General features: G+C 65.3%; 35 protein-coding genes. 19 read left to right on the top strand and 16 right to left on the bottom strand.

Going from position 1 to position 26,930, the window contains the following annotated elements; genetic code table 11:
* Positions 1-23 precede the first annotated feature (23 nt).
* Both KUF59_RS36465 and KUF59_RS36470 read left to right on the top strand, forming a co-directional pair.
* Positions 24-479 carry a GNAT family N-acetyltransferase gene (locus tag KUF59_RS36465; RefSeq protein WP_258767833.1) on the top strand — a complete coding sequence of 152 codons (456 nt, stop codon included), beginning with the start codon at positions 24-26 and terminating at the stop codon, positions 477-479.
* A gap of 246 nt (positions 480-725) precedes the next feature.
* On the top strand, positions 726-1,667 hold the full coding sequence (locus tag KUF59_RS36470; RefSeq protein WP_258767834.1) for an aldo/keto reductase: 942 nt from the start codon (positions 726-728) through the stop codon (positions 1,665-1,667).
* A gap of 6 nt (positions 1,668-1,673) precedes the next feature.
* Here the strand turns inward: KUF59_RS36470 and hmuQ are convergent, their stop codons facing one another.
* The 3 genes from hmuQ to KUF59_RS36485 all read right to left on the bottom strand — a co-directional run bounded on the left by hmuQ (position 1,674) and on the right by KUF59_RS36485 (position 4,937).
* Entirely contained in the window at positions 1,674-1,997 is a 324-nt protein-coding gene (gene hmuQ / locus KUF59_RS36475; protein ID WP_212462270.1) for a heme-degrading protein HmuQ, read from the bottom strand.
* Positions 1,998-2,148: 151 nt separating this feature from the next.
* Positions 2,149-3,369 carry a DUF1501 domain-containing protein gene (locus KUF59_RS36480; RefSeq protein ID WP_258767835.1) on the bottom strand — a complete coding sequence of 407 codons (1,221 nt, stop codon included), beginning with the start codon at positions 3,367-3,369 and terminating at the stop codon, positions 2,149-2,151.
* Complete coding sequence (locus tag KUF59_RS36485; RefSeq protein WP_258767836.1) at positions 3,366-4,937, bottom strand: DUF1800 domain-containing protein; 1,572 nt, start codon at positions 4,935-4,937, stop codon at positions 3,366-3,368. Before KUF59_RS36485 ends, KUF59_RS36480 begins: the two co-directional genes overlap by 4 nt.
* Before the next feature lie 109 nt (positions 4,938-5,046).
* Between KUF59_RS36485 and KUF59_RS36490 the strand changes: the two genes are divergently transcribed.
* A complete protein-coding gene (locus KUF59_RS36490; RefSeq protein WP_258767837.1) occupies positions 5,047-5,247 on the top strand; it encodes a cysteine-rich CWC family protein in 201 nt (66 codons plus the stop codon).
* Here the strand turns inward: KUF59_RS36490 and KUF59_RS36495 are convergent.
* The 4 genes from KUF59_RS36495 to KUF59_RS36510 all read right to left on the bottom strand — a co-directional run bounded on the left by KUF59_RS36495 (position 5,244) and on the right by KUF59_RS36510 (position 8,127).
* Positions 5,244-5,939, bottom strand: coding sequence for a glutathione S-transferase family protein (locus tag KUF59_RS36495; RefSeq protein WP_258767838.1), 696 nt, complete (start codon positions 5,937-5,939; stop codon positions 5,244-5,246). The two genes, KUF59_RS36490 and KUF59_RS36495, sit on opposite strands and share 4 nt — an antisense overlap.
* 122 nt (positions 5,940-6,061) lie before the next feature.
* Positions 6,062-7,048 carry a hypothetical protein gene (locus KUF59_RS36500; protein ID WP_258767840.1) on the bottom strand — a complete coding sequence of 329 codons (987 nt, stop codon included), beginning with the start codon at positions 7,046-7,048 and terminating at the stop codon, positions 6,062-6,064.
* A gap of 72 nt (positions 7,049-7,120) precedes the next feature.
* A complete protein-coding gene (locus KUF59_RS36505; protein WP_212462275.1) occupies positions 7,121-7,351 on the bottom strand; it encodes a hypothetical protein in 231 nt (76 codons plus the stop codon).
* The gene (locus tag KUF59_RS36510; RefSeq protein ID WP_258767841.1) at positions 7,348-8,127 is read right to left on the bottom strand and encodes a sulfite exporter TauE/SafE family protein; all 780 of its coding nucleotides are present in this window, start codon (positions 8,125-8,127) and stop codon (positions 7,348-7,350) included. The genes KUF59_RS36505 and KUF59_RS36510 overlap by 4 nt, the downstream gene beginning before the upstream one ends.
* Positions 8,128-8,331: 204 nt before the next feature.
* Between KUF59_RS36510 and KUF59_RS36515 the strand changes: the two genes are divergently transcribed.
* The 5 genes from KUF59_RS36515 (at position 8,332) to uvrB (ending at position 13,481) form a co-directional block, all read left to right on the top strand.
* Positions 8,332-9,249, top strand: coding sequence for a LysR substrate-binding domain-containing protein (locus KUF59_RS36515; RefSeq protein WP_212462277.1), 918 nt, complete (start codon positions 8,332-8,334; stop codon positions 9,247-9,249).
* A 101-nt stretch (positions 9,250-9,350) separates the two neighbouring features.
* Positions 9,351-9,572, top strand: a complete 222-nt coding sequence (locus KUF59_RS36520) for a hypothetical protein (protein WP_212462278.1) — start codon at positions 9,351-9,353, stop codon at positions 9,570-9,572.
* Between the two features lie 38 nt (positions 9,573-9,610).
* On the top strand, positions 9,611-9,844 hold the full coding sequence (locus KUF59_RS36525; protein ID WP_258767842.1) for a hypothetical protein: 234 nt from the start codon (positions 9,611-9,613) through the stop codon (positions 9,842-9,844).
* A gap of 13 nt (positions 9,845-9,857) precedes the next feature.
* Positions 9,858-10,391, top strand: a complete 534-nt coding sequence (locus KUF59_RS36530; protein ID WP_258767844.1) for an HAD family hydrolase — start codon at positions 9,858-9,860, stop codon at positions 10,389-10,391.
* 192 nt (positions 10,392-10,583) lie between these two features.
* On the top strand, positions 10,584-13,481 hold the full coding sequence (gene uvrB, locus KUF59_RS36535; RefSeq protein WP_258767845.1) for an excinuclease ABC subunit UvrB: 2,898 nt from the start codon (positions 10,584-10,586) through the stop codon (positions 13,479-13,481).
* Between the two features lie 18 nt (positions 13,482-13,499).
* Here the strand turns inward: uvrB and KUF59_RS36540 are convergent, their stop codons facing one another.
* Together KUF59_RS36540 and KUF59_RS36545 are read right to left on the bottom strand one after the other, a co-directional pair.
* The gene (locus KUF59_RS36540) at positions 13,500-13,883 is read right to left on the bottom strand and encodes a hypothetical protein (RefSeq protein ID WP_258767846.1); all 384 of its coding nucleotides are present in this window, start codon (positions 13,881-13,883) and stop codon (positions 13,500-13,502) included.
* Positions 13,884-14,093: 210 nt separating this feature from the next.
* Entirely contained in the window at positions 14,094-14,234 is a 141-nt protein-coding gene (locus KUF59_RS36545; protein WP_258767847.1) for an SEC-C metal-binding domain-containing protein, read from the bottom strand.
* 372 nt (positions 14,235-14,606) lie between these two features.
* Between KUF59_RS36545 and KUF59_RS36550 the strand changes: the two genes are divergently transcribed.
* The 6 genes from KUF59_RS36550 (at position 14,607) to KUF59_RS36575 (ending at position 18,209) form a co-directional block, all read left to right on the top strand.
* The gene (locus tag KUF59_RS36550) at positions 14,607-15,059 is read left to right on the top strand and encodes a nuclear transport factor 2 family protein (protein ID WP_258767848.1); all 453 of its coding nucleotides are present in this window, start codon (positions 14,607-14,609) and stop codon (positions 15,057-15,059) included.
* A 78-nt stretch (positions 15,060-15,137) separates the two neighbouring features.
* On the top strand, positions 15,138-15,404 hold the full coding sequence (locus KUF59_RS36555) for a hypothetical protein (protein ID WP_258767849.1): 267 nt from the start codon (positions 15,138-15,140) through the stop codon (positions 15,402-15,404).
* A gap of 185 nt (positions 15,405-15,589) precedes the next feature.
* Complete coding sequence (locus KUF59_RS36560) at positions 15,590-16,030, top strand: nuclear transport factor 2 family protein (protein WP_212462285.1); 441 nt, start codon at positions 15,590-15,592, stop codon at positions 16,028-16,030.
* Positions 16,031-16,260: 230 nt separating this feature from the next.
* Positions 16,261-17,181, top strand: coding sequence for a hypothetical protein (locus KUF59_RS36565; RefSeq protein WP_212462286.1), 921 nt, complete (start codon positions 16,261-16,263; stop codon positions 17,179-17,181).
* A 170-nt stretch (positions 17,182-17,351) separates the two neighbouring features.
* Positions 17,352-17,768 (top strand): hypothetical protein, encoded by a 417-nt coding sequence (locus KUF59_RS36570; protein WP_212462287.1) that lies wholly within the window; start codon positions 17,352-17,354, stop codon positions 17,766-17,768.
* Positions 17,769-18,071: 303 nt separating this feature from the next.
* The gene (locus KUF59_RS36575; RefSeq protein ID WP_212462288.1) at positions 18,072-18,209 is read left to right on the top strand and encodes a hypothetical protein; all 138 of its coding nucleotides are present in this window, start codon (positions 18,072-18,074) and stop codon (positions 18,207-18,209) included.
* 41 nt (positions 18,210-18,250) lie between these two features.
* Here the strand turns inward: KUF59_RS36575 and KUF59_RS36580 are convergent, their stop codons facing one another.
* The 3 genes from KUF59_RS36580 to KUF59_RS36590 form a co-directional block, all read right to left on the bottom strand.
* Entirely contained in the window at positions 18,251-18,397 is a 147-nt protein-coding gene (locus KUF59_RS36580; RefSeq protein WP_212462289.1) for a hypothetical protein, read from the bottom strand.
* 200 nt (positions 18,398-18,597) lie between these two features.
* A complete protein-coding gene (locus KUF59_RS36585) occupies positions 18,598-19,080 on the bottom strand; it encodes a MaoC family dehydratase (RefSeq protein ID WP_212462290.1) in 483 nt (160 codons plus the stop codon).
* Positions 19,080-19,532, bottom strand: a complete 453-nt coding sequence (locus tag KUF59_RS36590; protein ID WP_212462291.1) for a MaoC family dehydratase — start codon at positions 19,530-19,532, stop codon at positions 19,080-19,082. The genes KUF59_RS36585 and KUF59_RS36590 overlap by 1 nt, the downstream gene beginning before the upstream one ends.
* 147 nt (positions 19,533-19,679) lie before the next feature.
* Between KUF59_RS36590 and KUF59_RS36595 the strand changes: the two genes are divergently transcribed.
* Positions 19,680-19,976, top strand: coding sequence for a DUF4282 domain-containing protein (locus KUF59_RS36595; protein ID WP_212462292.1), 297 nt, complete (start codon positions 19,680-19,682; stop codon positions 19,974-19,976).
* Positions 19,977-20,070: 94 nt separating this feature from the next.
* Here the strand turns inward: KUF59_RS36595 and ychF are convergent, their stop codons facing one another.
* From ychF to KUF59_RS36615, 4 genes are all read right to left on the bottom strand, one after another.
* A complete protein-coding gene (gene ychF / locus KUF59_RS36600) occupies positions 20,071-21,168 on the bottom strand; it encodes a redox-regulated ATPase YchF (protein ID WP_212462293.1) in 1,098 nt (365 codons plus the stop codon).
* Positions 21,169-21,294: 126 nt separating this feature from the next.
* The gene (gene pth, locus KUF59_RS36605) at positions 21,295-21,900 is read right to left on the bottom strand and encodes an aminoacyl-tRNA hydrolase (RefSeq protein WP_212462294.1); all 606 of its coding nucleotides are present in this window, start codon (positions 21,898-21,900) and stop codon (positions 21,295-21,297) included.
* 58 nt (positions 21,901-21,958) lie between these two features.
* Positions 21,959-22,690 carry a 50S ribosomal protein L25/general stress protein Ctc gene (locus KUF59_RS36610; RefSeq protein WP_212462295.1) on the bottom strand — a complete coding sequence of 244 codons (732 nt, stop codon included), beginning with the start codon at positions 22,688-22,690 and terminating at the stop codon, positions 21,959-21,961.
* A gap of 167 nt (positions 22,691-22,857) precedes the next feature.
* Positions 22,858-23,124: an accessory factor UbiK family protein gene (locus KUF59_RS36615; protein ID WP_212462296.1), complete on the bottom strand. Its 267-nt coding sequence runs from the start codon at positions 23,122-23,124 to the stop codon at positions 22,858-22,860.
* A 186-nt stretch (positions 23,125-23,310) separates the two neighbouring features.
* Here KUF59_RS36615 and KUF59_RS36620 point away from each other — a divergent pair, with 186 nt between their 5' ends.
* The 4 genes from KUF59_RS36620 (at position 23,311) to pgeF (ending at position 26,900) form a co-directional block, all read left to right on the top strand.
* Positions 23,311-24,042 carry a dienelactone hydrolase family protein gene (locus KUF59_RS36620; RefSeq protein WP_212462297.1) on the top strand — a complete coding sequence of 244 codons (732 nt, stop codon included), beginning with the start codon at positions 23,311-23,313 and terminating at the stop codon, positions 24,040-24,042.
* A 109-nt stretch (positions 24,043-24,151) separates the two neighbouring features.
* Entirely contained in the window at positions 24,152-24,994 is an 843-nt protein-coding gene (lgt, locus tag KUF59_RS36625) for a prolipoprotein diacylglyceryl transferase (protein ID WP_212462298.1), read from the top strand.
* Positions 24,995-25,074: 80 nt separating this feature from the next.
* The gene (locus KUF59_RS36630) at positions 25,075-26,136 is read left to right on the top strand and encodes a class I SAM-dependent methyltransferase (RefSeq protein WP_212462348.1); all 1,062 of its coding nucleotides are present in this window, start codon (positions 25,075-25,077) and stop codon (positions 26,134-26,136) included.
* Positions 26,133-26,900 (top strand): peptidoglycan editing factor PgeF, encoded by a 768-nt coding sequence (pgeF, locus tag KUF59_RS36635; protein ID WP_212462299.1) that lies wholly within the window; start codon positions 26,133-26,135, stop codon positions 26,898-26,900. Before KUF59_RS36630 ends, pgeF begins: the two co-directional genes overlap by 4 nt.
* Positions 26,901-26,930: the final 30 nt, after the last annotated feature.

A 26,930-nucleotide genomic window follows, 5' to 3' on the forward strand; every position in this document is an offset into this window, starting at 1 on the left:
CTCTGGGATCGTGGAATCTCGATATGTCGCTCACCATTCGCGCCGTCACCCGGCAGGACTACGACCAATGGTATCAGCTGTTCGACGGCTACAACGCCTTCTACGGCCGCTCGGGCCCGACCGCGCTTGCGCCCGAGATCACGCGCATGACCTGGCAGCGCTTCTTCGACGCCTATGAACCCGTGCATGCGCTGGTCGCCGACAGCGACGGCAAGCTGCTCGGGCTGACGCACTACCTCTACCATCGCAGCACGACGGCGATCGAACCGTCCTGCTATCTCCAGGACCTGTTCACGGCGGAAGGCGCGCGCGGCAAGGGCGTCGCTTCCGCGCTGATCTACGGCGTCTATGAGCGCGCCAAGGCGGCCGGCGCCTCGCGCGTCTACTGGCAGACCCATGAGACCAACCGCACCGCACAGAGCCTGTACGACAAGGTGGCGGAGCGCTCCGGCTTCATCGTCTACCGCAAGCTGTTCTGATCGCCGGGCCTGTGGATAAGTTGTGCTGTCACCGCGGCGTAACATAGCGGGACTAGGCTCCCGCTTGCGTCTGATCAGGCCCCCCGTCACCGATCAAGCGCCCCAAGGCGGTCCCCGTCAGTCGCCGCGTCTGGCCGGGACCGCATTTTTTTGCGCGCATGGCAGAGGCGCAGGCAGCGCCTTGCTGGTGCAGCGCGCCGCCGTCACAATGGGCTCCTGCACTCGCTCCTTCCGTCAGGATCTCCCATGGAAACTCGCAATCTCGGCGCCTCCGGGCTGTGCGTCTCGGCCGTCGGCCTTGGCTGCAACAATTTTGGCCAGCGCACCGATCTCGAGACCTCGCGCAAGGTGATCCACCGCGCCATCGATCTCGGCATTACGCTGTTCGACACCGCCGACATCTATGCGGGCATGGGCGGCTCGGAGACGGTGCTCGGCACCGTGCTGGGCGACCGGCGCAAGGACATCGTGCTCGCCACCAAATATTCAAAGCCGATGGCGACCGACGGTACCAAGCAGGGTGCGTCGCGGCGCTACATCATGAACGCGGTGGAAGCGAGCCTGAAGCGGCTGAAGACCGACTGGATCGATCTCTACCAGCAGCACGACTACGACCCGCTGACGCCGATGGAGGAGACGCTGCGCGCACTCGACGACCTCGTCACCCAGGGCAAGGTCCGTTACATCGGCAACTCGAATTTCCCGGCCTGGCGGATCGCGGAAGCCGAATATCTGGCACGCGGGATGAACGTCAGCCGCTTCGTCTCCTGTCAGGACGAATACAGTCTCGTGGTGCGCGACATCGAGAAGGACCTGTTGCCCGCGGCGCAGGAATACAAGCTCGGCCTGCTGCCGTTCTTCCCGCTGGCGAGCGGCCTTCTGACCGGCAAGTACCAGCGCGGCGCGGCGGCGCCCTCGGATACGCGTTTTGCCAAGGCGCCGGCGCTGCGCGACCGCTACGTCACCGCGCGCAATGAGGACATGGTCGAGAAGCTCGGGGCCTTTGCGCAGGCGCGCGGGCACTCGATGCTCGAACTCGCCTTCTCCTGGCTCGCCGCGCGCCCGCAAGTGTCGAGCGTGATCGCGGGAGCCACCCGTCCCGAGCAGATCGAGCAGAACGTGGGTGCAATCGCGTGGAAACTGACGGCCGAGGACATGGCCGAGATCGACAAGATCACCAAAGGCTGATGCGCGCTATTTCGCGCCGCGCCCGACCGTCTGCTTGACCTCAAACCCCTCGAACTGCGGATGGCCGAGATAAAGCGGCTTGTTGTCGCCGGCGCGGGCATGCGCCGCGCGGAACGCCTCGGACTTGGTCCAGGCCTCGAACGCGGCGTGGTTTGCCCACACGGTGTGCGAGGCGTAGAGCGTGTGGTCCTCGAGCTCCGGTCCTTTGAGCAGATGAAACTCGACGAAGCCCGGCACCTTGTCCAGATGGGTGTCGCGCGACATCCAGACCTGCTCGAAGGCAGCCTCCGACCCCTTGGCGACGCGGAAGCGGTTCATGGCGATGTACATGAAGATGGTCTCCTGATGCTCTCGCCAGATACTTCGTCATTCCGGGATGCGCCGCAAGGCGCAGGCCCGGAATCCATTTTGCCACAGAGTCGGCGGAGGGATGGATTCCGGGCTCGCGCTAACGCGCGCCCCGGAATGAGGCGCTCGTGAGTTAGATAACCAGCCCCTTCATCGGGCGCGCGGCGGCGCTGTCCGGAAACACGGTCTCCGCCAGCACGCGATCCGAGAGCCCGAACTGGTCCTGCAGCACGCCCTTGATCACGGCGCGCAAGTCCGTGGTCGGCTTGAGGTCACGGCCTTCGTAGAGATTGGCCGGCTTCAGGCCCGGCCAGTCCGAGATCACCCGGCCGCCCTTCACCGCGCCGCCGGCGAGCAGCGCGATGGTGCCGGTGCCGTGATCGGTGCCGTCGGTGCCGTTGATGCGCGCGGTGCGGCCGAACTCGGTTGCGACCACGACCACGGTGTTGCGCCAGCGATCCCCAAGGCCGCTTTCGAATTCGGCGAGCGCACCGTCGAGGCCGCCGAGCAGGAAGGCCAGCCGCCCGACCGGGCCGCCTTCATTGGCATGCGTATCCCACCCGTCGAAGGCGAGCGCGGCGATGCGCGGGCCGTCGTCGGCTGCCATCAGCTTTGCAGCGCCGCGCGCCACCAGCCGCATCTGCGCGACCGCATTGCCCGGCTTCGGCTTCATGTCGTCGCCGCTGGCCGCCTTCTCGAGCTGCAGGCCCTGCGTGAGCGCGGAGGCCAGCGCGGGATCGCGGTGGCGGTAGAGATCGACGAGCCGCATCGCGGTGTCGTCGTCGGCCTGCGGCAATGCGACCGGCGCCCAGCCGACGGTGGGTGCGGCGCCACGCAGCACCAGCGGCGTGGTCGGACCGACCGCGAGCCCGCTCGACACGCGCTCGCCGCGCGGCAGGGCTTCCAGCGCGCGGTTGAGCCAGCCGGATTGCACCCGGCCCGGCCCGGCGTAGCCGCTCTCCAGCACGTCCTGGCCATCGAAATGCGAGCGGTCGCGATACGGCGTCGACACGGCATGAACGATTGCGGCATGCTTGTCGCGATACATGCGCGCAAATTCCGGCATCGCCGGATGCAGCGCGAAGAACTGATCGAGCATCAAGGCGGCGCGCGGCCCGTCCGCGCTCAGCGCGATCGAGCCGTGCAAGCCGGCATAGTCGGGGTCTCCGATCGGCGCGACGGTTGCAAGACCGTCGAGCGCACCGCGCAGGATCACGACGACGAGCCGCGGATCGCGCCCGTCGGCAGCACGCGCGAATTTCGGCAAATAGGCCCAGGCCGCGAAGGAGGCGCCGCCGAGCAGCAGCGCGCGACGCGAGGTGAGGAGCCGGTTCTCGACGCAATCCATCGTCATCTCCTCTGTAGTTCCGGCGACATCAGCAAGAGCGCCAGCGCCTGCTGGCGCGATTCCGCGCGCTCGATGGTTCTGCGCGTCTCGACCGAGGCCGCGTCCGACGCCGCGAATTCCAAGAGATCGAGCGGATCGATGTTGTTGCCAAGACGCGCGCCCATTTGCGCGGCAACGTCGAGCCTCAGCTTCATGCCTTCGGGCGCGGTCCAGGCCGCGTTGGTGTCGGGGAATCCGTTCGGGCCCGGCGGCGCCCATAGCGGCTGTCCCAGCAGATTGAGATTGTTGAGATAGCCGCCCGGATCCTCTGGCACGCGCGCAAGCAGCCGTCCGCTCGCGACCAGGAATTCGTAAGGTGAGCGCATCTTGGTCAGCGGCGCCTTCCAGGCCTCGTCGGCATCGACGAGCGCGGTCGCAAACGCCTTGAGGTCGCCGTCGGTCTTGACGAAGACGTCGCGCAGCCGCGCCACCAACCCAAGTGGCGGATCGTCGGCCACGAAGTGGCGCACGAATTTCGTGGCGATGAAGCTGGCTGTCGATGGATGGCGCGCGATATCGGCGAGCGCCGCCTCGCCCTGCGCAACGCCGGTCGCCTCATAGGTCTTGCCGAGCAGCACCTGCGGACCGGGCTGATGCGCGTTGCTGTTGAACACGAAGGAGCCGGGCACCCCGAGCTGGCCCTGCCGGCCCGCAAAGGTCCATCCCGTGATGATGCGCGCGAGCGAGGTGACATCTTCCTGCGTATAGCCGCCGCCGACCCCGAGCGTATGCAGCTCCATGATCTCGCGCGCGAGGTTTTCGTTCAGCCCGCGCTTGCGGTTTTGGCCGGCGCGCGAATCCGGCCCGAGCGATTGCTGGTTGTCGAGGAAGAACAGCATCGCCGGATGCTGCTCGACCGCCTTCAGCATGTCGGCGAAGCGCCCGAGCACGTGCGGCCTGATCGCCTCACGCTCGAACGACCCCGCCCACATCCGCGCCAGCTCGCCCTTGGCGGCCGAGATGCAGAAATGGTTGGACCAGAACACGACCAGCCGCTCGGTGAAGCCGCAATCGGCGAGCGTGGCACGCTGCAATCGCGCCAATGCCTCGGCGCGAAACGTCTTCTGGATGACGTTGAGCGGCTGCGGCGCCGGCTTCGCAACCGGCGGCGCTGCCGCATTTGGTTGCATGCTCTCGGCGGCCTTGGCCGCGTTGTCGGCCGCCTTCATCTCCGGCGGCTGGCCCGCGATGTCCATGGCGGCCATGTTGAGCGACAAATTGCGGCGCGCCTTGGCGTCGGGCTTCTGGTCGGCGGGCACTTGCTGGGGCTGCGCTTCCGCGGGCCCGCCCGCTTTCGCTGCGGCCTCGCGGGCCTGCTTGACCTGCGCCTGGTATTCGAACACGGCCTGGCCGAGCTGCGGCGTCGATTGCAGGGCCGGCGCCTCCAGCAGCACGCCACTGGGCCGGCTCAGTTCCGCCTTGACGAAACCGCGGGGATCGGTGGCCGCGTTGATGAAATCGCCGGACGCTCCGCCGCGCGCGCCAAAGCCGAACCGATTGAGCGCAACGAGCGCGGCTTGCGAATCCCGGGCCATCAATGTGTCCTTGAGCGCTGGCGCTTCCGCGCCGTCGGTGCGGCGCATAATATACCGACCAAAGAGATGAACCTGATATGAAGATCACGGCGAAGCTTCGGCGCAAATCATGACAAAACCGAAAGAATTTCCGTTGCCCGGGGCGACCGCGCGGCGCGTCGTCTGTTCCCGCTGCGGCACCGAATTCGGCTGCGGGCTGTCCAAAAACTGCTGGTGCGCGGAGGAAACGGCAAAGCTGCCGATGCCAACCGGTGCTGAGGATTGCCTGTGCCGGGAATGCCTAAGGAAGGCGGCCGGGGCGGCTTCCTAAACCGCAAACCCCGGGGAAGTCCTTGCCATGCCGTCGAACGCATCGAGCAATCGCTCGCGCCAGGCGTAGACGGGGTCGTCCGTCTCCAGCAGCCTGAACGGGCTGACCACGCGCGCCCACTGAAAACCGCCGAACACGATGTAGTCGGCATAGTTCGGCTGCGCCCCGCCGAGCCAGGGCTGCGCCTTCAGGGTGAAGCGCAGCACGTCGAGCGATTTGCGGAAGGCGACGACGCCGGTGTCGCGGCTCGCCATGATCTCCTCGAGCGGCTTGCCAAAGCGCGCCTCGCGCGTCCTGCGAAAATACTTGGCGTCGACGGCGGCGAGGTTCTTCGGGATGTCCGCGATGATCAGCGGAAAGATGCCGCCGACGATGGCGAGATCGCCCCACCAGTTCAGCATCCGCGCCATGGCGCGGCCGCCCTCGCCGCCGAACAGCGACGGACGATCCGGATAGGTGTCCTCGAGATAGTTTGCGATGGCCCAGGAATCGACCACCGGCTTGTCGCGGTCGAGCAGCACCGGGACTTTTTCCGAGCCATGCGGCGCGATTGCCTGCTTCTCGGTGAAGCGCCACGGGATCGACTCGGCCGACAGGCCCTTATGCGCCAGCGCCATCCGCGTGCGCCAGCAGAACGGGCTGAAGGGACGCGCGGGATCGGTGCCGACGAGTTCGAACAGTTTGAGCGACATGGCTTCTCCAATGCTCCATCATCGCGAGGAGCGCCTGCGGCGGCATTGTGGATTGCTTCCCTTGCGCTCGCAATGACGACGTGGTGGCGGATCCGCGCCGGGCTCGACCGGCTCCGCCGATCTCACGGCGCCGCGGTCACGACGATCGTCCTGTTTTCCGTCTTCTGCATGCTGCGGCCGCGCGCGCTTGCCTTGGTGACGGTCGTGTCCGCGATCCTGCGTGTCATGCCATCCTCGACCGAAAACTCGGCGCGCGCGTCGAGCGAGAGCACCATCTGCTTGACGATGCCGTCGATCTCCTGCGGCGTGACGCTGTTGCCGGCAGCCACCATGAGCTTCCTGGTGAGCGACTGCATCAGCTCCTTCAGCGACGCGGGATCGTAGGCCGTGGTGTTGACGTAGGTGCGCTTGCCGGATGCGCTATCTGCCGCAGTGAGCTCGAAGCTGGAGTTGGATTTCATCGCGCCGCCGCCGAGCGGATTGTCGACAGCATCGCTCGTGCGCCTGACCTCGTGCAGCTTCATCCCGGTGGATTGCGCCTTGGCGAGTTGCGGCAGCTCCTCCAGATAGTTGGCCGCGGCCTTCACGGCGTCGGCCTCGATCAGGCCTGCCATGATCTGGTTGAGCGCGGTGACGAGCTGCGGCTTGTCCTTGAATTGCTCCGTGATGCGGCCGGCCATGGCGCGCAGGGCGGCCCTGGCTTCGTCGAGATTGTCGACGCGCACCGGCTTGCCTTGCCGGTCCGTGGTGGCCTTGATCGGGACGTCGTCCAGCGCCTTCGCGGCAGATCGCACCATAGGCAGCGTCGGGTCGTTACCCTCGGCCGTGGTGCCGCGGCGGACATAGGTGATGCGAAAGCCGTCGGCGACCTTCTCGTCGATCGAGAGCTCGGCGCGCGTCCTGATCAGGGAATTCCTCGCCCCGCCCTCCGCGCGCATCTCGTCGGTGCGGGTTTCGGTCTCGATGACCCAGCGGCTGCCGACCGGTGGATTGAAGGGACGCTCGGTGGTGTCGGCGGCGAGCGCGCAGGCGGCCTGGAGCGAGAGCGTCGCGGCGGCCCCGATAAAGATCGCGGCGAGGCGAAGCCTGACGGCTTTCGGATGTGTCATTGCAGCCCTCCAGGCCCTTGGTGGCGGCCTGGAGGGGTTGGGTTCAAATGCGAGGTCTGGTGTTGGCGAAGATCAGCGCCCGTGCGTGCGCAAAAACTTCTCGCCATCCGTGGTCACGGCGATGGTGAGGCCGAGGCCTGCGCGCGTCTCGCGGGCGACGTAGCCGCGGTCGGCGGCGTCTTCCCAGATGGTGAGGCGCGGGCACGACGTCTTCCAAGTCGCGATCACCTCGGCATAGGCGCGCGGCTCGCGCGCGACCCATTCGACGAAATCGAGCACCAGGGGATCGGCCTCATCGGTCATTGCAAACCTCCCTTGTCGAACGCCGCCAGCACGGGCGTGCGCACCAGAAGCCAGCTTCCATAGGCGATGTAGTAGCAGGCGATGGTGGTGATCAGCCGTGTCGCCCAGACGCGGTATTGCTGGTCGCTCATCGCTTCCAGGATGCGCCGCGCCAGCGTGGTGCCGAGCATGGAGGCGGCGATCGCGACGCCGGCAAGCACCGGATCGAGCGTCGCCGCCTGGTCGATGATGCCGCCAAAATAGATCAGCTTGGTGAAGTGGCTGGCGACCTGGCAGGTCGCCTTCGTCGCCACGATCTCACGGCGACCGAACTTGCCGCCAAGGAAGAAGGTGTCCATCAGCGGACCGGACACGCCGGTCATCAGCATCAACCCCATGCAGATCGAGCCGTAGAATGTGCCCTGCCAGATGCTGTCGGGATTCGGCTTGATGCCCGCGGGCATCAGCCGCGCCATGAACGGGGTGACGCCGAGCAGCAGCAGCGCGACCGGCTTGTCCGGCACGTAGCGCGTGATCGACCAGGCGCCGAGCGCAAGCGCGCAACCGATCAAATAGACCCCGACCGGCCGCCAGCGGATATGCGCGCGCCACAGCACCGCACGCCAGCCGTTCGAGGCCATCTGCGTGATCGCGTGCAGCACCATCGCGGTCGGCAGCGGCATCAGCGCCAGCAGCACGCCGATCAGGATCAGCCCGCCCGCCATGCCGAACAGCCCCGACAGGAATGCCGTCGCGACCATCAGCAATCCGAGTGCAGCGATCATGATGGGCGTCACGAAGGATTCTCCTGTGATCGGCACGGCTCAACGTCAGGGACGCGAAGCTGCTTCACTCCCTCGCCCCGCTTGCGGGGAGAGGCGAACAACGGCAGGCATCTCGAAAGCAACTTGGAATTATACTCATTCTTGTGCCGCGCTTGTCCTGCCTGCGCAAACTGAGTTATCTTGCCCTGGCATCAGTTTTCCTGAGGGTCCACGGCCGTGCGGCGGCTGCTCTTTCTCAACGGCATCAAGGCGTTCGAGGCGGCGGCGCGCACCGGCAGCTTTGCCTCGGCCGGCATCGAGCTGAACGTGTCGGCGGCCGCCGTCAGCCGCATGGTGCATCTGTTGGAAGAGCGGCTCGGCGTGGCGCTGTTCGAGCGCAAAGCCAACCGTCTGGTGCTGACGCAGGCCGGCCGCGCCTATCAGAGTGGGCTGACGCCGATCTTCGATGCGCTGGCAAGCCTCACCGCACAGGTGACGGCGGCGTCCAGCCTGCGCGTGCTGACCATCGGCGTCGGCCACACCTTTGCGATGCGCTGGCTGATCCCGCGGCTGTCGGAGTTTCGCAGCGAGGAGCCCGACATCGAGGTGCGCTTCACCACCGGCGGCGCGGCGGTGCCGTTCGGCGAGGACTGGAGTTGCGGCATCAAGCTCGGCACCGGCGACTGGCCGGGCCTCGTCGCCGAGCCGCTATTCGCCGGCGATCTCACGCCGGTCTGCGTGCCCCGGCTCGGCACGTCGCTGAAGAGGCCGTCCGACCTGAAGGCGCCGAGCCTGATCCGCGTCGCGCATTCGCCGGATGACTGGCCGATCTGGCTCAAGGCCGCCGGCCTTCCGCGCCTCACCGCGCGCGGGCCGGAGTTCGAGTTCTACGGCCAGGCGCTGCAGGCAGCCAGCGACGGGCTCGGCATCGCCATGGGCATCCGCCCCTATATCGATGACGACCTCGCCGCCGGCCGGCTCGTCGCGCCGTTCGATCTCTCCGTGCCCAAGGGCATGCGCTGGTATTTGGTCTATCGCAGCTTTCAGACCGAGCAGCGCGATTTTGCGGCGTTCCGGCGCTGGATCATGCGCGCCGCCGCGGAACCCGCCGCGCGGCCTGTCCGGCGGCCCGCGCGCGGCGCAGCGCGGACCTAAGCACGGAACCGGGCAAAAAAGCCGCCGCGTGTGAACGGCTTCACAGTCGCTAACGCCGAAACGTGGTCCTCTGACTCTCCAATGAGAAACGGGGACTACGAATGACGACCATGTATGACGGCTTTGACATTGAATCGTTCGAAGCTGGCAAAGGCCTTTGGCATGCCCGCATCCGCCGCGCCGATCTGAGCCCGCTCGCCATCGACGGCGTGCTGTTTCCGGCGATGGAGATGGGCTTTGCCTGGCCCGACGCCCAGGCCGCGATCGCCGATGCAAAACACCACATCGACCGCTTTCGCCGTCGCATCACCAGCGACGAATGAGATTCGACGCACGGCCGGGACAATCAGGGGAAACAGTCATGGCGTACATCGAATTCGAAGAGGCTCAACCGGTGGCCCGACCGCTGGCCCGGTCGGTGCTGGCGGGATGTCCGGACTGCACGGGCGAGCTCACCGTGCTGCGCGTGATCGGCGGCCGCGCCGGCTGCGAGTACTGGACCATGCGCTGCACCGCATGCGGCGGGATCCATCTCGACATCCTCGAGCCCGCCGAAGCACGCGCGCCGGACGACGGACCGCAGCCGGCGGCGTAACGCGGAAGCGCACATGGGGCGCAGGCGAGGCACGACGATGATCAAGGCTCTGCTGCTTGACCTCGGAGACACGCTGATCGACACCCACAAGACGCCTCCAGCGCCGTTTCCCGGGGTCGAGGACGCCCTTGGTGTCCTCAAAACCCTGGAGACGGCGGACCACAAGCCGCTGGTCATGTGTCTGGTCTCTGATTTCACGATGCCGGAACCGCGGACTCCGGAGGCCATTGCAGCGGCATTCGCCGACTATCTCCGGGAGCTGGACAAGACCCACCTGCGGCGCTTCTTCGAGCCGGTCGACGAACGCGTGACGCTGTCGACCCATGCCGGACAGCGCAAGCCCGCCGCCATCGTGTTCAAGATGGCACTCGAGCGCGCCAAGGTCCACGGCACCCTCCGCAATACGCTCTTGATCACGGAGAACGCCGAGCATATCAGGGTGTGCCGCGACGAGCTTCACATGAAGACCCTGCAATTCGGCGTCGACTTCACCGCCTGGTCGGAAGCGCCGAAGCTGATCTCGCAGACGATCGGCGCGGACGCATAGGTGATGCGTGATGAGATTAGGTTGAGCTGGTGCGACAAGCGCCCACCCTCCCCTGGAGGGGGAGGGTGTCAGCCCGTGTGATGACCACCTCAACCAACCCCGCGCTTGCTGCTGCCAACCTGCTGTCAGCAGCCTCGCTGTGACAGGGCATTCGCCCTTTCCTGCGGGCCGGACTCGTCCCATATTCCGGCCATGGCGAAGAAACCTGCTCCCCCCGCAAAATCCGGAAAATCCCCCAGATCCAAGGCACATCGACCCGATGTGCAGCCGATCGCGCCGGCACTGGCCGAGCTCCTCAATCCCGCGATCAATCGCGGCGAGAGCGGCATCGGCTCGTCCACGGGGTTGCAGCCGCCGCCCGACAATTCGCGCGACCGCCGCGCGGGCGGCGAGGCCGCGGCGCATCGCGCGCGGGCCTCGACGCCGAAGGAATTTCCTTCCGACCGTCCCGCGGGCCTCGACGAGGCGCCGCAGGCGAATTACGGCACGTCGGCCACGATCCCGTTCCTCGACCCGGAACTGGCAAAGCAACTGGGCCTGCCGACCGAGGAGGACGATGCGGACGCGCTTGCCCGCCCCCCGCGCAGCAAGATGGAAGCGCTCGGCGTCAGGGCGACTGCGGACGCGCTGGAGGCGCTGATCCGCGAAGGCCGCCCCGAGTTCCGCAAGGATGACGGTTCGATGCGGGTGTGGACGCCGCACCGGCCGCCGCGCCCGGAAAAGTCCGAAGGCGGCGTGCGCTTCGAGATCAAGTCGGCCTATGAGCCCAAGGGCGACCAGCCCACCGCGATCGCCGAGCTCGTCGAAGGCATCGAGCGTAACGACCGTTCGCAGGTGCTGTTAGGGGTCACCGGCTCCGGCAAAACCTACACCATGGCAAAAGTGATCGAGGCGACGCAGCGCCCTGCCCTGATCCTGGCGCCAAACAAGACCCTCGCCGCCCAGCTCTACGGCGAGTTCAAGAGTTTTTTCCCCGACAACGCGGTCGAGTATTTCGTCTCGTATTACGATTACTACCAGCCGGAAGCCTACGTTCCGCGCACCGACACCTATATCGAGAAGGACTCTTCCATCAACGAGCAGATCGACCGCATGCGCCATTCGGCGACGCGCGCGCTGCTCGAGCGCGACGACGTCATCATCGTCGCCTCGGTGTCCTGCATCTACGGTATCGGCTCGGTCGAGACCTACACCGCGATGACCTTTGCGCTGAAGAAGGGCGAGCGCATCGACCAGCGCCAGCTCATCGCCGACCTCGTCGCCCTCCAGTACAAGCGCACCCAGGCCGATTTTACCCGCGGCACCTTCCGTGTCAGGGGCGACGTCATCGACATCTTCCCGGCGCACTATGAGGACCGCGCCTGGCGCGTGAACCTGTTTGGCGACACCGTCGAGAATATCGAGGAGTTCGATCCGCTCACCGGCCACAAGCAGGACGAGCTCGAATTCATCAAGATCTACGCCAACTCGCACTATGTGACGCCGCGCCCGACGCTGGTGCAGGCGATCAAGTCGATCAAATCAGAGTTGAAGCAGCGGCTCGACCAGCTCCACGACCAGGGGCGCCTGCTGGAGGCGCAGCGGCTGGAGCAGCGCACCACCTTCGACCTCGAGATGATGGAGGCGACCGGAAGCTGCGCCGGCATCGAGAACTATTCGCGCTACCTGACGGGCCGCCGCCCCGGCGAGCCCCCGCCGACGCTGTTCGAATACGTGCCCGACAACGCGCTGATCTTCGCCGACGAAAGCCACGTCACCATTCCGCAGATCGGCGCCATGTTCCGCGGCGACTTCCGCCGCAAGGCGACGCTGGCCGAATATGGTTTCCGCCTGCCGTCCTGCATGGACAACCGTCCCTTGCGTTTCGAGGAGTGGGACATGATGCGGCCGCAGACGGTCGCGGTGTCGGCGACGCCGAGCGGCTGGGAGCTGAACGAGAGCGGCGGCGTGTTCGTCGAGCAGGTCATCCGCCCGACCGGCTTGATCGATCCGCCCGTCGACATCCGCCCGGCCCGCACCCAGGTCGACGATCTCGTCGGCGAAGTCCGCGCCACCGCGAACGCCGGCTATCGTTCGCTGATCACCGTGCTGACCAAGCGCATGGCCGAGGACCTCACCGAATATCTGCACGAGCAGGGCATTCGCGTGCGCTACATGCACAGCGATATCGACACCATCGAGCGCATCGAGATTATCCGCGACTTGCGCCTCGGCGCCTTCGATGCGCTGGTCGGCATCAACCTCTTGCGCGAAGGCCTCGACATTCCCGAATGCGCGCTGGTCGCTATCCTCGACGCCGACAAGGAAGGTTTTTTGCGCAGCGAGACCTCGCTGATCCAGACCATCGGCCGCGCCGCGCGCAACGTCGACGGCAAGGTGATCCTTTATGCCGACCAGGTCACGGGATCGATGGAGCGCGCCATCGCCGAAACCAACCGCCGCCGCGAGAAGCAGGTCGAGTACAACACCGCCAACGGCATCACGCCGGAGAGCGTGAAGAAGCAGATCGGCGACATCCTCAACTCCGTCTACGAGCGCGACCACGTGCTGGTCGAGGTCGGCGGTCACGACATGACCGACGACGTCATCTCGATCGGCCACAATTTTGAAGCCGTGCTCGCCGATCTCGAAACAAGGATGCGCGAAGCCGCCGCCGACCTCAATTTCGAGGAAGCCGCACGTCTGCGCGACGAAGTCAAGCGCCTGCGCGCCACCGAACTCGCCGTGGTCGACGACCCCACCGCAAAGCAGCGCACCGTGCAGGGCAAGGCCGGCGCCTACGCCGGCACGAAGAAATACGGCGACGCCGCGAATCTTCCCGTCAGCGCGATGAAGAAGAAGACCGTCGGCTCAGCACTGAAAGCGAGCGGCGGCAGCGGCTCAAAAGTGCACAAGCCGCATCTCGACGAAATGCACGGCCCGGAGTCGCTGCCCTATCGTGCGGAGCGTGCGCTGCCGGCAAAACCGTTCGGCAGCACCAGCCGGATCATCCAGCCGACGGACTCAAGGCAATCGGGGCCGGAGTTCGGGCCGGCGCCGAAGTCGACGGGTGGCGCGCCGGGACGACGGGGTGGGTGGAAGAAGAGGTAAGGAGCGCAGCGCCCGCTTTCACCCCATGCTCGCGAACACCACCGCGAGCACCGACATCATCATCACGATGGTCACAAGCTGCAGCGAGGCGACCGGCTGGGTACGCCATTCCGTGATCTTGTCTGACAGCGACAGGCGGCCGTCGAAGAAGATCGGCTCGTAGACGGTCTTGCAGAGCGACGGAAATTTTGCGCCGAGCGTCGAGGCGAGAGCTGCGTGGCAGAGCGAGGCTGAGATGACGAAGATGGCGACGCCGGGGTCGCCGACGAGGTCGTGATTGCCGGCGAGCTTGAGCAGCAGGGAGGCAGCGGCAAAACTCGGAAAGCTCTGGAAGATCGCGGTCAGCGCAAAACCTTCGACGAGGTTTTGCAGGCGGGACTTCCTGATGACGGCGGCGGTCATGGCACGGCTCCCTGATGACGTGCGTATGAAGGTAGCCGTGGCCTGCGAGGGGCGATGTGAGGTGTGTCACGCCCCTGCTTCCGCCTTGGGAATGAGGGGCGCGATGGATTCCGGGCTCGCGCTATCGCGCGCCCCGGAATGACGGTTTTGGAGGGAAATCACCCCCTGCCGGCGGCTACTCCCTGAAAGTAGTAATTCCGGTTGGTGCCGTCATAGGCGCCTGACGTCATGCAGCAGGCTTTGAAACCTGCGCGCCGAGCCGCAGGGGCAGAGGTCGTTGCGGCCGAGTTTTTCGAACAGCTCGACGTCGCCATGGACGACGCGCACGCCGCGTTTGCCCGCGCGCTTCACATGGGTTTCCGAGGGGAAAGAATTCCGCCGCTTACGCGTGACGCTGAAAGCTGGGGAGGTTTTCGAGATCGCGAACTCTGCGCATGACGCCCTCCATCGGTTGGGACTACGCGGCCGATCGCCGCAGCGTCTCGCTAGCACGGGCATCATGATCGCGGAAGCCGGCCGCTTCGATCCCGCGCATCGCGCCAGCCGGTGTGTGCTTTTCACGCCACCTGGCTGCCGCGCGGCCCGCGAACCCGGGCAGGCATTCGTCGCCATCGTGCGCCATGAACCTGGCATTGCCGGCCCGCGTCAAACCGTCTGCAATCCCTCTGTGGTTTTGCGGATTGCAACGCGTTGATGCGGACAGCCGATGAGGGTGGGCACGGAATGACGGTCGACAGCTTGAATCGCCAGCGCGTGCTGGCCCTGCTCGAGGCGTTCAGCGCCGGGGATATCGAACGCACCCTGTCGTTCTGCACGGACGATGTCGACTTCCTCACCCATGCGCCGGTCGACGTGCTGCCGCATCTGGGACCGCGTCACGGCAAGGAGGAGATGCGTCAGTTGTGGACGCTGGTGCAGTCGCGCTATTCCGAGATCCGCTACGAGGTGCCGCAGATCGTCGCCGAGGGCGACACGGTCGCGACGAATTTGCGCACCTTCTTCCGCAAGCGTCGCAACGGCCGCATCGTCGCCGTCGACATGGCGGTGTTCTACACTTTTCGCGACGGCCAGGTCGCGCAGATCCGCGAGATCATCGATTCCTACGATCTGGTGCAGCAGGTGCTAGAGCGCGAGATCGGCCCGCTGATCCTCGGCGAAAGCGTCGAGGGGGCGTAGGGGGCGTTGAACCTTCCTACTCCCTTCCAAGACCCATCACCGGGCGTGTTGTGCGCCCAAAGGGGCGAAGTCGGGTCGATGAAGGTCGCGTTGCTAGCCGTTTTGGGCTTGTTCCTGGGAACCCTGGCCGGTGCGGCCCTGGGCGTCGGCTTCGGGCTCGCCTGGGTCGAATTCTTCAAAACCACGAATTTTGAAGGCTATAGCGGCATGCTGGTGTTCTTCACCTTCATGCCGCTCGGCGCTGCGATCGGCGGGATCAGCGGCGCGCTGCTGTTCGGCTACCTTGCGGTCCGCGACCAGGCGATCCCGATCGAACGGGGCCCTGCCGGTCTCGCCGACAGGTAGAATCACGGGACTTTGTTGGCGATTTCACAAGTTCCGCATCAATTGTGCATTGCAAAATTGTGAATTGCACTTTGCCGAAATCGGCCTATTTGTTTGCGTACAAATGAATTGAACGACCCCGCGGCGCCTACTGTGCATGGGGTTGTTCTCGTTTTTTGAGCCAGCCAGTTCCAGGGACGACCCAAATGACAGAGCACAGCCTCTGGCGTTTCTCGCGCGCTTTGCACCACGCGATCAACGACCGGCAGTTCGAGGATATCGAGAGCCTGATCGACGAGGACGTCGACTGGGCGCTCTACGGTCCGATCGACATGTTTCCCTTCCTCGGGGCACGCGCGGGCAAGAGCGCGGTGCTGGAGGTGATCCGCCAGATCGCCGACAATTTCCAGGTCCGCCGCTTCGACCGCGAGAGCATCATGCTCGGGGTGGATTCGGCGGCCTCGATGCTGCGCTATTCGCTCACCGCGCTGGATTCCGACAAGCCGATCTCGCTGCGCGTGGCGCAGTTCGCCCAGTTCAGGGCGGGCCGCCTGACCAACATGCGCGTGCTGATCGACACCTTCGACCTGGTCGAGCAGGCGCTCGGCCGCTCCATTCATCTGCCGAAGATGACCGCGGCGGGGTGAGGGACGCCAACGGGTCCCGCCCTTCGGGACCGACGGCCGCGCCCCCGCGAAGCATCCTGGCCTCCAGCCCCGCCGGATCGCTCTTCGGGAGGACGAAGCCGTCGGGCGCGCGCGCCATCCGCGCGGCCCGCTGGTTCGCATTTTGACGTGACGTCGCGGTGATGCGCGCCGCCACAATTTCGCAACGATGGCTCCGCATCTTCACCACGGAATTGGCTGCGGGCAGGACGATGCATCTCACGACAGGATTTGGCTGGGCCAGGCTGCCGATGCTGGCGGCTGCGTTCATCTTTGGCTCGGTGCTAACGGTATCAGCGCAGACCGTGCCGACCATGCCGAATGCATCAGCGGAAGAGGCTGACGAGGCCGAGGAAGCGCCCGCGGCCAACATCAACGATCCCGACGTGCTCAAGGACATCGACGTCGACAAGCTCGACTGGGCCCAGCTCGGTACCGACGCCTCTACGCTCCGTGACGAGATCGCCGCGAAGAAGCGTGCCGCCAGGCAGGCCGCCGGCAATGACGGGCTGAACTGGTCGTCGAATGCCAATGCCAACGGCTCCTCCGCCGTCAACGTCAAGCAGTCGATTACCCCGTTCTGGGACGCGCGGATCGGCGCCGACATGACGGTCGCGCGCGAGCCGACCACGATGTCCGAGCTCCTGGCCCAGAAGGCCGCCAATGGCGGCAGCGTGCCGACCTCCTCCGGCAGCGCCTGGGCGGCCGCCACCGCGCCGGGCGCTGGCGCGATCTGGGACAAGACCGCGGTCGAGGCGCGCGTCGATCCCGGCGCGGAGAACAGCAAGCTCGGCGCCTCCCTCACAAAGGCGGTGCCGCTGTCGGGCGACTACGCGCTCACGCTGCAGAACGGCTACAGCGTGAACCAGCAGGGCACGACGCCGATCCCCGGCATCGCCGGCCACATCACGCGCAGCTACGAGACCGACCAGTCGGCCAAGGTCACGATCACCGACACCGGCACAAGCTTCACGGCCGGCCAGACCATGTCGTCGTCGGACGACAAATGGCTGCGCAAGTTCGGCGCCGAGCAGAAGCTATATGACGGCGTCACTATCTCCGGTTCCGTCGGCGAGACCGCGCAGGGTGCGACCAGCAAGAGCCTGACCGCGGGCTTCAAGAAGAGCTGGTGAGCCTCTTCTGACCTGATCGATAAAATCCGCGCAAAAACGCCACGGCAAAGCCGCCGAATGGTCGATCCTTGCCGCATCTCGGCCCCTATGCCGTCAAAATCGGACGCCCTGATGCCCCCACACACATCGTCGTGCGGGGGACACTCGCGCAAGCGAACAGGGGAACAACGATGAACGCAATTCGTTCGGAAAAAGTCGAAACCACCGAGACCGAGGCGGTCGATAGCAATCTCGCCGCGGTGTCGGAAGTCGAAGCCGGCATCCGCGATTTCGTGCGCAACGACATCGCCTATCTGCGCCGGCCGGCGGCGGGCAGCGAGCCCGCGCTCGATGCGAATGCGGAAGCCACCGTCACCAACGTCAACTCGCTGATCCAGCGCGTCGCCGGCACCTCGCTCGCCGAGATCGAGAACCTGATCTCCGAGCTCGAGAGCCTGCGCGACCTGCTGCATGCCGAAGGCCAGCGCGTCCAGCGCGAAATCTCCGGCTACGCCCAGCTCAGCCAGGCCGCGATGAAGTCGACCCGCATGATCGCCGACAACGTCGCGCAGTGGAAGCGCGCCGCCGACGGCCTGCGCAATAGCTGATCGCTAACACGTCTCTTGAGCCGCCGCGTTCCCGAGGGGGCGCGGCGGTTTTGCTTGGGTAGCCATGAAGAAGCTGTCATCGCCCGCGAAGGCGGGCGATCCAGTATCCCAGAGGCAGCGCGAGGATACGGATAGGCGGCGGCGTACTGGATTCCCCACCTACGCGGGGAATGACAGCGGAGGGTGCGGCACGCGCTAGTGTCCTTGCGCCCCCCAGACCTTTTCAATTTGAACTTTCCCACGTCCCGCCGCGACCAAGGACAGGCACCGGCTTTCATTGCCGCCCGCCAGGGGACAGTTTTGATGAACAGCATCCGGCCCGAGAATACGGACCCGATACCGCTGCGCGCTGCTCAGCCGCAGTTCGGCACGATCATGATCCGCTTTGTCGGATTGCTGGTGGTCGCGATTGCGGTGCTGGCGTTCGTCTACAGCCGCTGACGCGGCGTGTCGGCGCAATCGATCACAAAGTTAATGGAACGTTAGCGGCTGGCCGCAACCGTCGAGGCTTCGAGCGTGTACGCGCCATCGGCATAGCCCTTCACCACCATGCCGGCGACCAGCATCACGGCCAGCGTCGCGGTAGCGAAGATGAATCCGACCAGCTTGAGTGCGCCGCGGTCTGCCATGGTCCTCGTCCCCTGTCCTCTACCCACTTCGTTCAAATAGACAGCGACAAGTTCATAATTGGTTAGCAAATCAAAGGTTCCGCGAAGGCTTTGAGCCGATCCGTGAACCTTGGCGCAGCTTATGGCAGCCATGGTGAATCGCGTCCATAGCGCGCGGGCAACACCTGCGACCGATTTCGTTCGTTCATCTTGGAACGGGTCTAACCGCCGGCCTCGCGCATCGGAACGAAGGCGGTCGCGGTGATCGAATAGACCTCTTCGCCGCGCTGGTTGGTGCCTGTCGTGGTCGCCTGCAAAATGCCCCAGCCCGGACGCGAGCCGGATGTGCGCTTGTCGACGATGACGCTGACGAAGCTGACGGTGTCGCCTGATAGCACCGGGCGGATCCAGCGCAGGTCGCGAAAGCCCGGTGATGGGCCCCACACCGCGAGCTTGTCGCCGCGCGCCACAGCTTCCTGCGTCAGGCGCCGGCCGTCCTCGATCAGCAACCGCATGCAGGCGGAGCCGACGTGCCAGCCGGAGGCGGCGAGCCCGCCGAACAGCGACTTGCGGCCCTCCTCCTCGTCGAGGTGGAAACGCTGCGGATCGAACTTTGCGGCAAAGGTCTTGATCGCCTCGGCCGTGAAGGTGTGCGAGCCGATCTCGCGGCGCTGGCCGATCTGAATGTCCTCGAAGAACCGCATCAGGCCGCTCCCCCGCGCCGCTTGATGAGGATCGGCGAGGTCATCTCGCACAGGACCTGCCCCTTGGCGTTGCGCGCGGTGCATTTGAATTTGACGATACCGAGCTCGGGACGGCTCTTGGAGGTGCGCGCTTCCAGCACGTCGACATCGAGCGTGAGATCGTCGCCGGGCCTCAAGGGAGAAAGCCAGCGCACTTCGTCGACGCCGGGCGAGCCGAGCGAGGCGGCGCGGGTGATGAAGCCATCAGCCATCATCCGCATCATCAGCGAGCAGAGATGCCAGCCCGAACCGGACAGGCCCTTGAGCATGCTCCTGGATGCCGCCTCGTCATCCAGATGCATCGGCTGCGGATCGAACTCGGCGGCGAAGGCCAGAATCTCGTCGCGGGTGACATGGCGCGGGCCGAACGTGACGAACCGGCCGGGCGGAAAGTCTTCGAATGTCAGGGTCATCTTGGGGAAGCCGGTGGGAATGACAGATTGTGGCCGCACTTTGCGGCAATCTCAACCCGCCCGGCCGCATGGCTCGTGCTACATTCGACGAGTCGGGCCTGCTTGACCGAGCCAGATTTGACGCGTCCCGATTGCCGGGGGAGATCAATGTTTGCATTCAGCGACCTGTTTCAGTGGGACCGCTTCATCACGCCGACGATCATCAAGACCTTCTACTGGCTGGTGATCGCGCTGATCTGCCTGTTCGGCGTCTCCGGCATCTTCTCAGGGTTAGCTGCGATGGCGATCAGCCCGTTCGCCGGCTTCCTCGTGGTGCTCTATTCGATCGCGAGCGTCGTGGTGGGAATCGTGTTCTCGCGCATCATCGCGGAGTTCATCCTGATCGTGTTCCGCATCAACGAGCATCTCGGCGCGATCCGCGACCAGGGCGGCGGGATGCGCTAGCTCGTCATTCTGGGGCGATGCGAAGCATCGAACCCGGAATCTCGAGATTCCGGGTCTGGTCCTTCGGACCATCCCGGATGACGATGTGTGGCTCTTACGTATTAAACCGGAAATGCATCACGTCGCCGTCGGCGACGACGTATTCCTTGCCTTCCAGCCGCAGCTTCCCGGCATCGCGCGCGCCGGCTTCGCCGCCCAGCGCGACGTAGTCGTCATAGGCGATGGTCTCGGCGCGGATAAAACCCTTTTCGAAATCGGTGTGGATCACACCGGCCGCGGCCGGGGCCTTGGTGCCGCGATGGATGGTCCAGGCGCGCGCCTCTTTTGGGCCGACCGTGAAATAGGTGATGAGATCGAGCAGCGTGTAGCCGGCGCGGATCAGGCGATCGAGGCCGGCCTCTTCCAGACCCAGCGTCTCCAGGAAGTCGGCGCGCTCTTCGCGCGACAGCGTGGCGATCTCGGATTCGATCTTGGCGGAGATGGCGACAGCAACTGCGCCTTCCTTCGCCGCCTGCTCCTCGACCGCCCTGGAGAAGGAATTGCCGGTCGCCGCCGAACCTTCCTCGACATTGCAGACGTAGAGGACGGGTTTTGACGACAGCAGGCCCAGCATCGAGAAAGCGCGCTCCTCTTCCGCCTTGCGTTCGACGAGGCGCGCGGGCTTGCCCTCGCGGAGCAGAACCAGCGTGCGATTGACGAGGTCGAGCTGCTCCTTGGCCTCCTTGTCGTTACCCTTGGCCTTCTTGGAGAGGTTGTCGACGCGCTTCTCGAGGCTGTCGAGGTCGGCGAGCATCAGCTCGGTCTCGATGGTCTCGATGTCGGCGACCGGGGCGATCTTGCCTTCGACATGGGTGATGTCGGAGTCTTCAAAGCAGCGCACGACATGCGCGATGGCATCGACCTCGCGGATGTTGGCCAAAAACTGGTTGCCGAGGCCTTCGCCCTTGGAGGCGCCGCGCACGAGACCGGCGATGTCGACGAAGGTCAGGCGCGTCGGGATGATCTGCGCGGATTTGGCGATCGCCGAAAGCTTGTCGAGCCGCGGATCGGGCACGGCGACCTCGCCGACATTGGGCTCGATCGTGCAGAACGGATAGTTCGCCGCCTGCGCGGCCGCCGTCTCGGTCAGCGCGTTGAACAAGGTCGACTTGCCGACATTGGGCAACCCGACAATCCCGCATTTGAATCCCATCGTGTCCTCGTAGGGCAGTGCAATCGTAGGGTGGGTTAGCGAAGCGTAACCCACCAATTTCCTTGTCGTGACCCGGTGGGTTACGCCTTCGGCTAACCCACCCTACGCGTCGGGCAATGACGAGCCCTACTCTTTGCCGTTGTCGTCCTTGGTCAAAAATCCCTTCGCCTGCATGGCGAGATGCACCTTGTTGGCGAAGGTCGCGTCCGCGCCCTTGGCGAGCAGGCCGGCGTGCTCGGCGACGGCGTCGCATAGCGTCCTCACCCACTCGTCGTCGGCCTTGGCGAAATCCGACAGCACATGCGCGTGCACGAATTCCTTGACGCCGGGATGACCGATGCCGAGCCGCACCCGGCGATACTCGTTGCCGATATGCGCCGAGATCGAGCGCAGGCCGTTATGTCCGGCGATCCCGCCGCCCATCTTCACCCGCACCTTGCCCGGCGGCAGTTCGAGCTCGTCCTGGAACACGGTGACGTCGCCAGGCGCGATCTTGAAGAAGCTCGATGCTTCCTGAACGCTGCGGCCGGACTCGTTCATGTAGGTCGTGGGTTTGAGCAGGATGACGCGCTCAGCTCCGAGCGCGCCTTCCGAAGTCTCGCCCTGAAAGCGACGGCGCCATGGTGCGAAACCATGACGCCGCGCAATCTCCTCGACGGCCATGAAGCCGATATTGTGCCGGTTACGTGCGTATTTCGCGCCGGGATTGCCGAGCCCAACAAAGAGTCGCATGACGCGGCGCGCCCCTCGCTCGGCGCGCGATCAATGACCGCGCGCCAGCACTGAGAGATTACTTCTTCTTGTCGCCGCCGGCGGGCGCCTTCGCACCCGCTGCCGGAGCCGCAGCACCCGCTGCCGGCGCCGCAGCGCCAGCCGCCGGAGCAGCAGCCGCAGGCGCAGCGCCCGGAGCAGCCGCACCGGCTGCAGCCGCAGCCGCCGCCTTCTGCTCTTCGGCGTAGCCCGAGGGCGGCACGATGGTCACGAGGGTTGCGTCCTCGCGGGTCAGCGCCTTCACGCCGGCGGGGAGGTTGACGTCCGACAGATGCAGCGAGTGACCGATTTCGAGCTGGCCGACATCGACGTCGATGAACTGCGGAATGCTCTCGACCGAGCATTCGAGCTCGACCGCATGCGCCACGATGTTGACCGTGCCGCCGCGCTTCACGCCCGGCGAGGCTTCCGACTTCACGACGTGCAGGGGCACGCTGATGCGGATGGTGGCGCCTTCGCCGAGCCGCATGAAGTCGACATGGATCGGGAAGTCCTTGACCGGGTCGAGGTGGAAGTCGCGCGGAATCACGCGGTGCTTCTTGCCCTCGAGGTCGATGTCGAACAGGGTGGTCAGGAACCGGCCGGCCAGGATGCGCTGGCGCAGTTCACGATCGTCAACCGAGATCGTGAGCGGGGGCTGGTTGTTTCCATAGATCACTCCGGGCACTCTCCCGGCGCGACGCTCTGCCCGGGCGGCCCCCTTGCCGCTCTGCGGACGTGCGGTCGCCTTCAATTCCTTGACGGTCGCCATAACGTTAAGTCCTTGTTTTTGCAAAAGTTAATGGGCCGCAGCGCGGCCCATGGCTTGTCCGCAGCAAGCCTCCAGGGGTGCGGGGGCCGCGGACGTGGCGGGCTTTTAGCCGCAAAGTGCCGAAATGACAAGGAGATTGGGCCGCTTTCAGGCCGGGGTGGATCGCCTCAGGAACTTGGCGGCGGCGCCGCGGTCCTGGCCTCCAGCGCGGCAATGCGCACCTTCAGCGCCTCGTTCTCCTCGCGCGCAAGGCGGGCCATGTCCTTGACCGCCTCGAACTCCTCGCGCTTGACCAGGTCCATGTCGCGCAGGAATTTTTCAGCCTGGGTGCGCATGACCGTGTCGAACTCGCGCTTCACCCCCTGCGCTGCACCGGCGGCATCGTTCATGAGACGTCCGATCTCGTCGAAAAACCGGTTGCTGGTCTGGGTCATGGCGATCTCCGGGAGCCTTTGCGCGTACTGAACCTGACCAAGACAATGGCAATCCCGCAGCCACGGTTCAAGGGCCGAGCACCCCGGCGCGCGGTATCCTTGTCATGCTCCGGTTTCCTTGCAATCGTACTCGTCAGCCCCGCATGACAAGAATCACACGACAATAATCATTGGCGAAAGACCGACATGATCGACCAACAGATCGAGATTGCGACCAAGGACGGATCGACCACCACCTTCATCACCCATCCGGAACGCGGCGGTCCCTTCCCGGTCATCATCTTCTACATGGATGCGCCGGCGATCCGCGAGGAGTTGCGCGACATGGCACGCCGACTCGGCACGTCGGGCTATTACGTGATGCTGCCGAACCTCTATTACCGCTCCGGCGTGATGGAGCTCGGCCCGCTGCCGGCCGACCCGAATTCGCCTGAACGCAAGCGCATGTTCCAGCTCATGGCCTCGCTCAACATTCCCATGATCATGGAGGATACCAAGGCGCTGCTCGCCTATGCCGAGGGCCAGGCGGCCGCGAACACAGGGATCGTCGGCACGGTCGGCTATTGCATGAGCGGCCGCTACGCCGTCAACGCCGCGACGCATTTCCCCGACCGGGTGAAGGCCGCGGCGTCGATCTACGGCACGCATCTGGCCACCGACGAAGACAACAGCCCGCATCTCGCCGCCAGGAAGACCAAGGCCGAGCTCTATTTCGCCTGCGCCGAGACCGACATCTACGCCCCGCCCGAGGTGATCGCGAAGGTGCAGGAGAGCATGAAGGGAGCGCATGCCGAGGTCGAGATCTATCCCGGCACCCACCACGGCTTCGCCTTCCCCAAGCGTCCCGTCTACGAGCGCGACGCAGCCGAGCGGCACTGGGAGCGCCTGCTCGAGCTCTACCGCCGCAATCTTGTTTAGAACCTATTCCGATGGGATCGGAATAGGTTCTAGATTCTTATTTTGACGCGTTTTCTTGACGCGAACCGGTATCCACTTCGCTTGAAAACGCTATAGAACCTAAGGCGCGATGCCGCTTCTCCTGATCAACTTCCCGTCCTTCGATCCGATCGCCCTGTCGCTCGGGCCGTTTGCGATCCGCTGGTATGCGCTCGCCTATATCGGCGGCATCGTGATCGGTTGGCTCTACGCGCGCTCGCTGGTCAAGAAGGAGCGGCTCTGGGGCGGACCGGCACCGATGTCGCTGGTCCAGCTGGACGACTTCATCCTCTGGGTCACGCTCGGCATTATTCTCGGCGGCCGCACCGGCTACGTGCTGTTCTACAATTTGCCCTTCTTCATCGAGCACCCTGCCGCGATCTTCAGATTGTGGGAAGGCGGCATGTCGTTCCACGGCGGCTTCCTCGGCTGCGTCGTTGCGGTGATGTGGTTCGCCAGCCGCAACGGCATCTCGATCCTGTCGCTCGGCGACATCACCACGGCGGTCGGGCCGATCGGCCTGTTCCTCGGCCGCCTCGCCAACTTCATCAACAGCGAATTGTGGGGCCGGGCTGCCGACCCCAGCCTGCCCTGGGCGGTGATCTTCCCCAACGGCGGGCCCGAGCCGCGCCATCCGAGCCAGCTCTATGAAGCAGGCCTCGAAGGTATCTTGCTGTTCACCGTGCTGGCGGTGATGATCCGGTTTGGCGCCTTGAAGCGGCCCGGCCTGATCCTCGGCAGCTTCATCCTGATCTATGGCCTCGCCCGTATCACCGGCGAGCATTTTCGCGAGCCAGACCCCCAGCTTGGTTTTCTCTGGGGCGGGTTAACCATGGGCGCGCTGTTGTCGATCCCGATGCTTATTGTCGGGGTCATACTTATTGTATTGGCAGTGCGGCGCGGTGCGCCTGACACCGCGGAGGCCATTCGTTAATTCATTTCGAGAAGGCAGTTGTGAGCGAACATTCTGCGCTGTTGAACGAGATCAAGGCGCTGATCAAATCCTCCGGACCGATGCCGGTCTGGCGGTACATGGAACTGTGCCTGATGCACCCGCGCTATGGCTATTACGTCTCGCGCGATCCGCTGGGACGGGAGGGTGACTTCACGACCGCGCCCGAGGTCAGCCAGATGTTCGGCGAGCTTCTTGGGCTGTGGACGGCATCGGTGTGGAAGCAGATGGGCTCGCCGCAATTGCTGCGGCTGATCGAACTCGGCCCCGGCCGCGGCACCATGATGGCGGATGCGCTGCGGGCGCTGCGCGTGCTGCCGCCGCTCTATCAGACGCTGAGCGTCCATATGGTCGAGGTCAACCCGGTGCTGCGCGAGCGGCAGAAGACGACGCTGTCGGGCGTGCGCAACATCGCCTGGCACGACAATATCGACGACGTGCCGGAAGGCCCCTGCATCATCCTGGCCAACGAATTTTTTGACGTGCTGCCGATCCACCAGATGGTGAAGCAGAAGAACGGCTGGCATGAGCGCGTGGTCGACGTCGAGGCAGGCGGCAAGCTGGTCTTCGCTGCGGCCGCCGAACCGACCCCGCGCTTCGACGTGCTGCTGCCGCCACTGGTGCGTGCCGCGCCCGTCGGCGCGGTGTTCGAATGGCGCCCCGACGCCGAGATGATGAAGCTCGCGGCGCGCGTGCGCGATCAGGACGGCGCGGCACTGATCATCGATTACGGCCATTTGCGCAGCGATGCCGGCGATACCTTTCAGGCGATCGCGCGCCACACGTTCACCGATCCGCTGAAGGCGCCCGGCCAGGCCGACGTGACGGCGCATGTCGACTTCCAGGCGCTGACGCGTGCGGCCGAAGACGTCGGCGCCCGCGTGCACGGCCCGGTGACGCAGGGCGAGTTCTTGAAGCGCCTCGGCATCGATACCCGTGCGGCGGCGCTGATGCAGAAGGCGACGCCGGAGGTCTCCACCGATATCGCCGCCGCGCAAAAGCGCCTGACCGATCCCGGACGCGGCGGCATGGGCTCGATGTTCAAGGTGCTCTGCGTTTCCGAACCGAGGCTCACCTCGATCGCAGCCCTGAGCGACCATCTTGAGGAAGACGAAAGCACATGACTATTGGCTCGTCGCTGCTTGCAGGCGTTCCCGGCCTGCGCCACGCCTTCTTCACCCGCGAAGGCGGCGTGTCCAGCGGCATCTATGCCGCGCTCAATGGCGGGCTCGGCTCCAATGACGATCCGGCCCTTGTCGCGGAGAACCGCCGCCGCATGGCCGAGCATGTCGGCGTTGCGCCCGAGCGCTTCGTCAGCCTGCATCAGATCCATTCGCCCGACGCGCTGATCGCCGAGGGCGCGTGGCCGGCCGGCCCGCGCCCGAAGGGCGATGCGCTGGTCACCAACACGCCCGGCATTGCGCTCGGCGTCTCCACCGCCGATTGTGGGCCGGTGCTGTTCGTCGATCCCCATGCGCGCGTCATCGGCGGAGCGCATGCCGGCTGGAAAGGCGCGCTCACGGGCGTGCTGGAATCCACTATCGACGCGATGGAGAAGTTAGGGGCCGCACGCAGCGGCATCATCGCCGCGATCGGGCCCCTGATCCGTCAGGAATCCTACGAGGTTGGCGACGAGTTCGTCGCCCGCTTCATCGAGGCGGACGCCGACAACGCCGTGTTCTTCATCCCCTCGGTGCGCGAGGGCCATGCGATGTTCGATCTCGCCGGCTTCATCCGCCAGCGCCTGGAGCGCGCCGGCATTTTGATGATCGATGACTTAGGCCTCGACACCTATGCCGACGAGCGCTTCTTCAGCTATCGCCGCTCGGTGCATCGCAAGGAGCCGGACTACGGCCGGCACATCCACGCGATCACGCTCGAAGCGTGAACATTCAGAGAATCGTGCAAACGCAAGTCA

Source organism: Bradyrhizobium arachidis (assembly GCF_024758505.1).
GTDB lineage: Bacteria > Pseudomonadota > Alphaproteobacteria > Rhizobiales > Xanthobacteraceae > Bradyrhizobium > Bradyrhizobium manausense_C.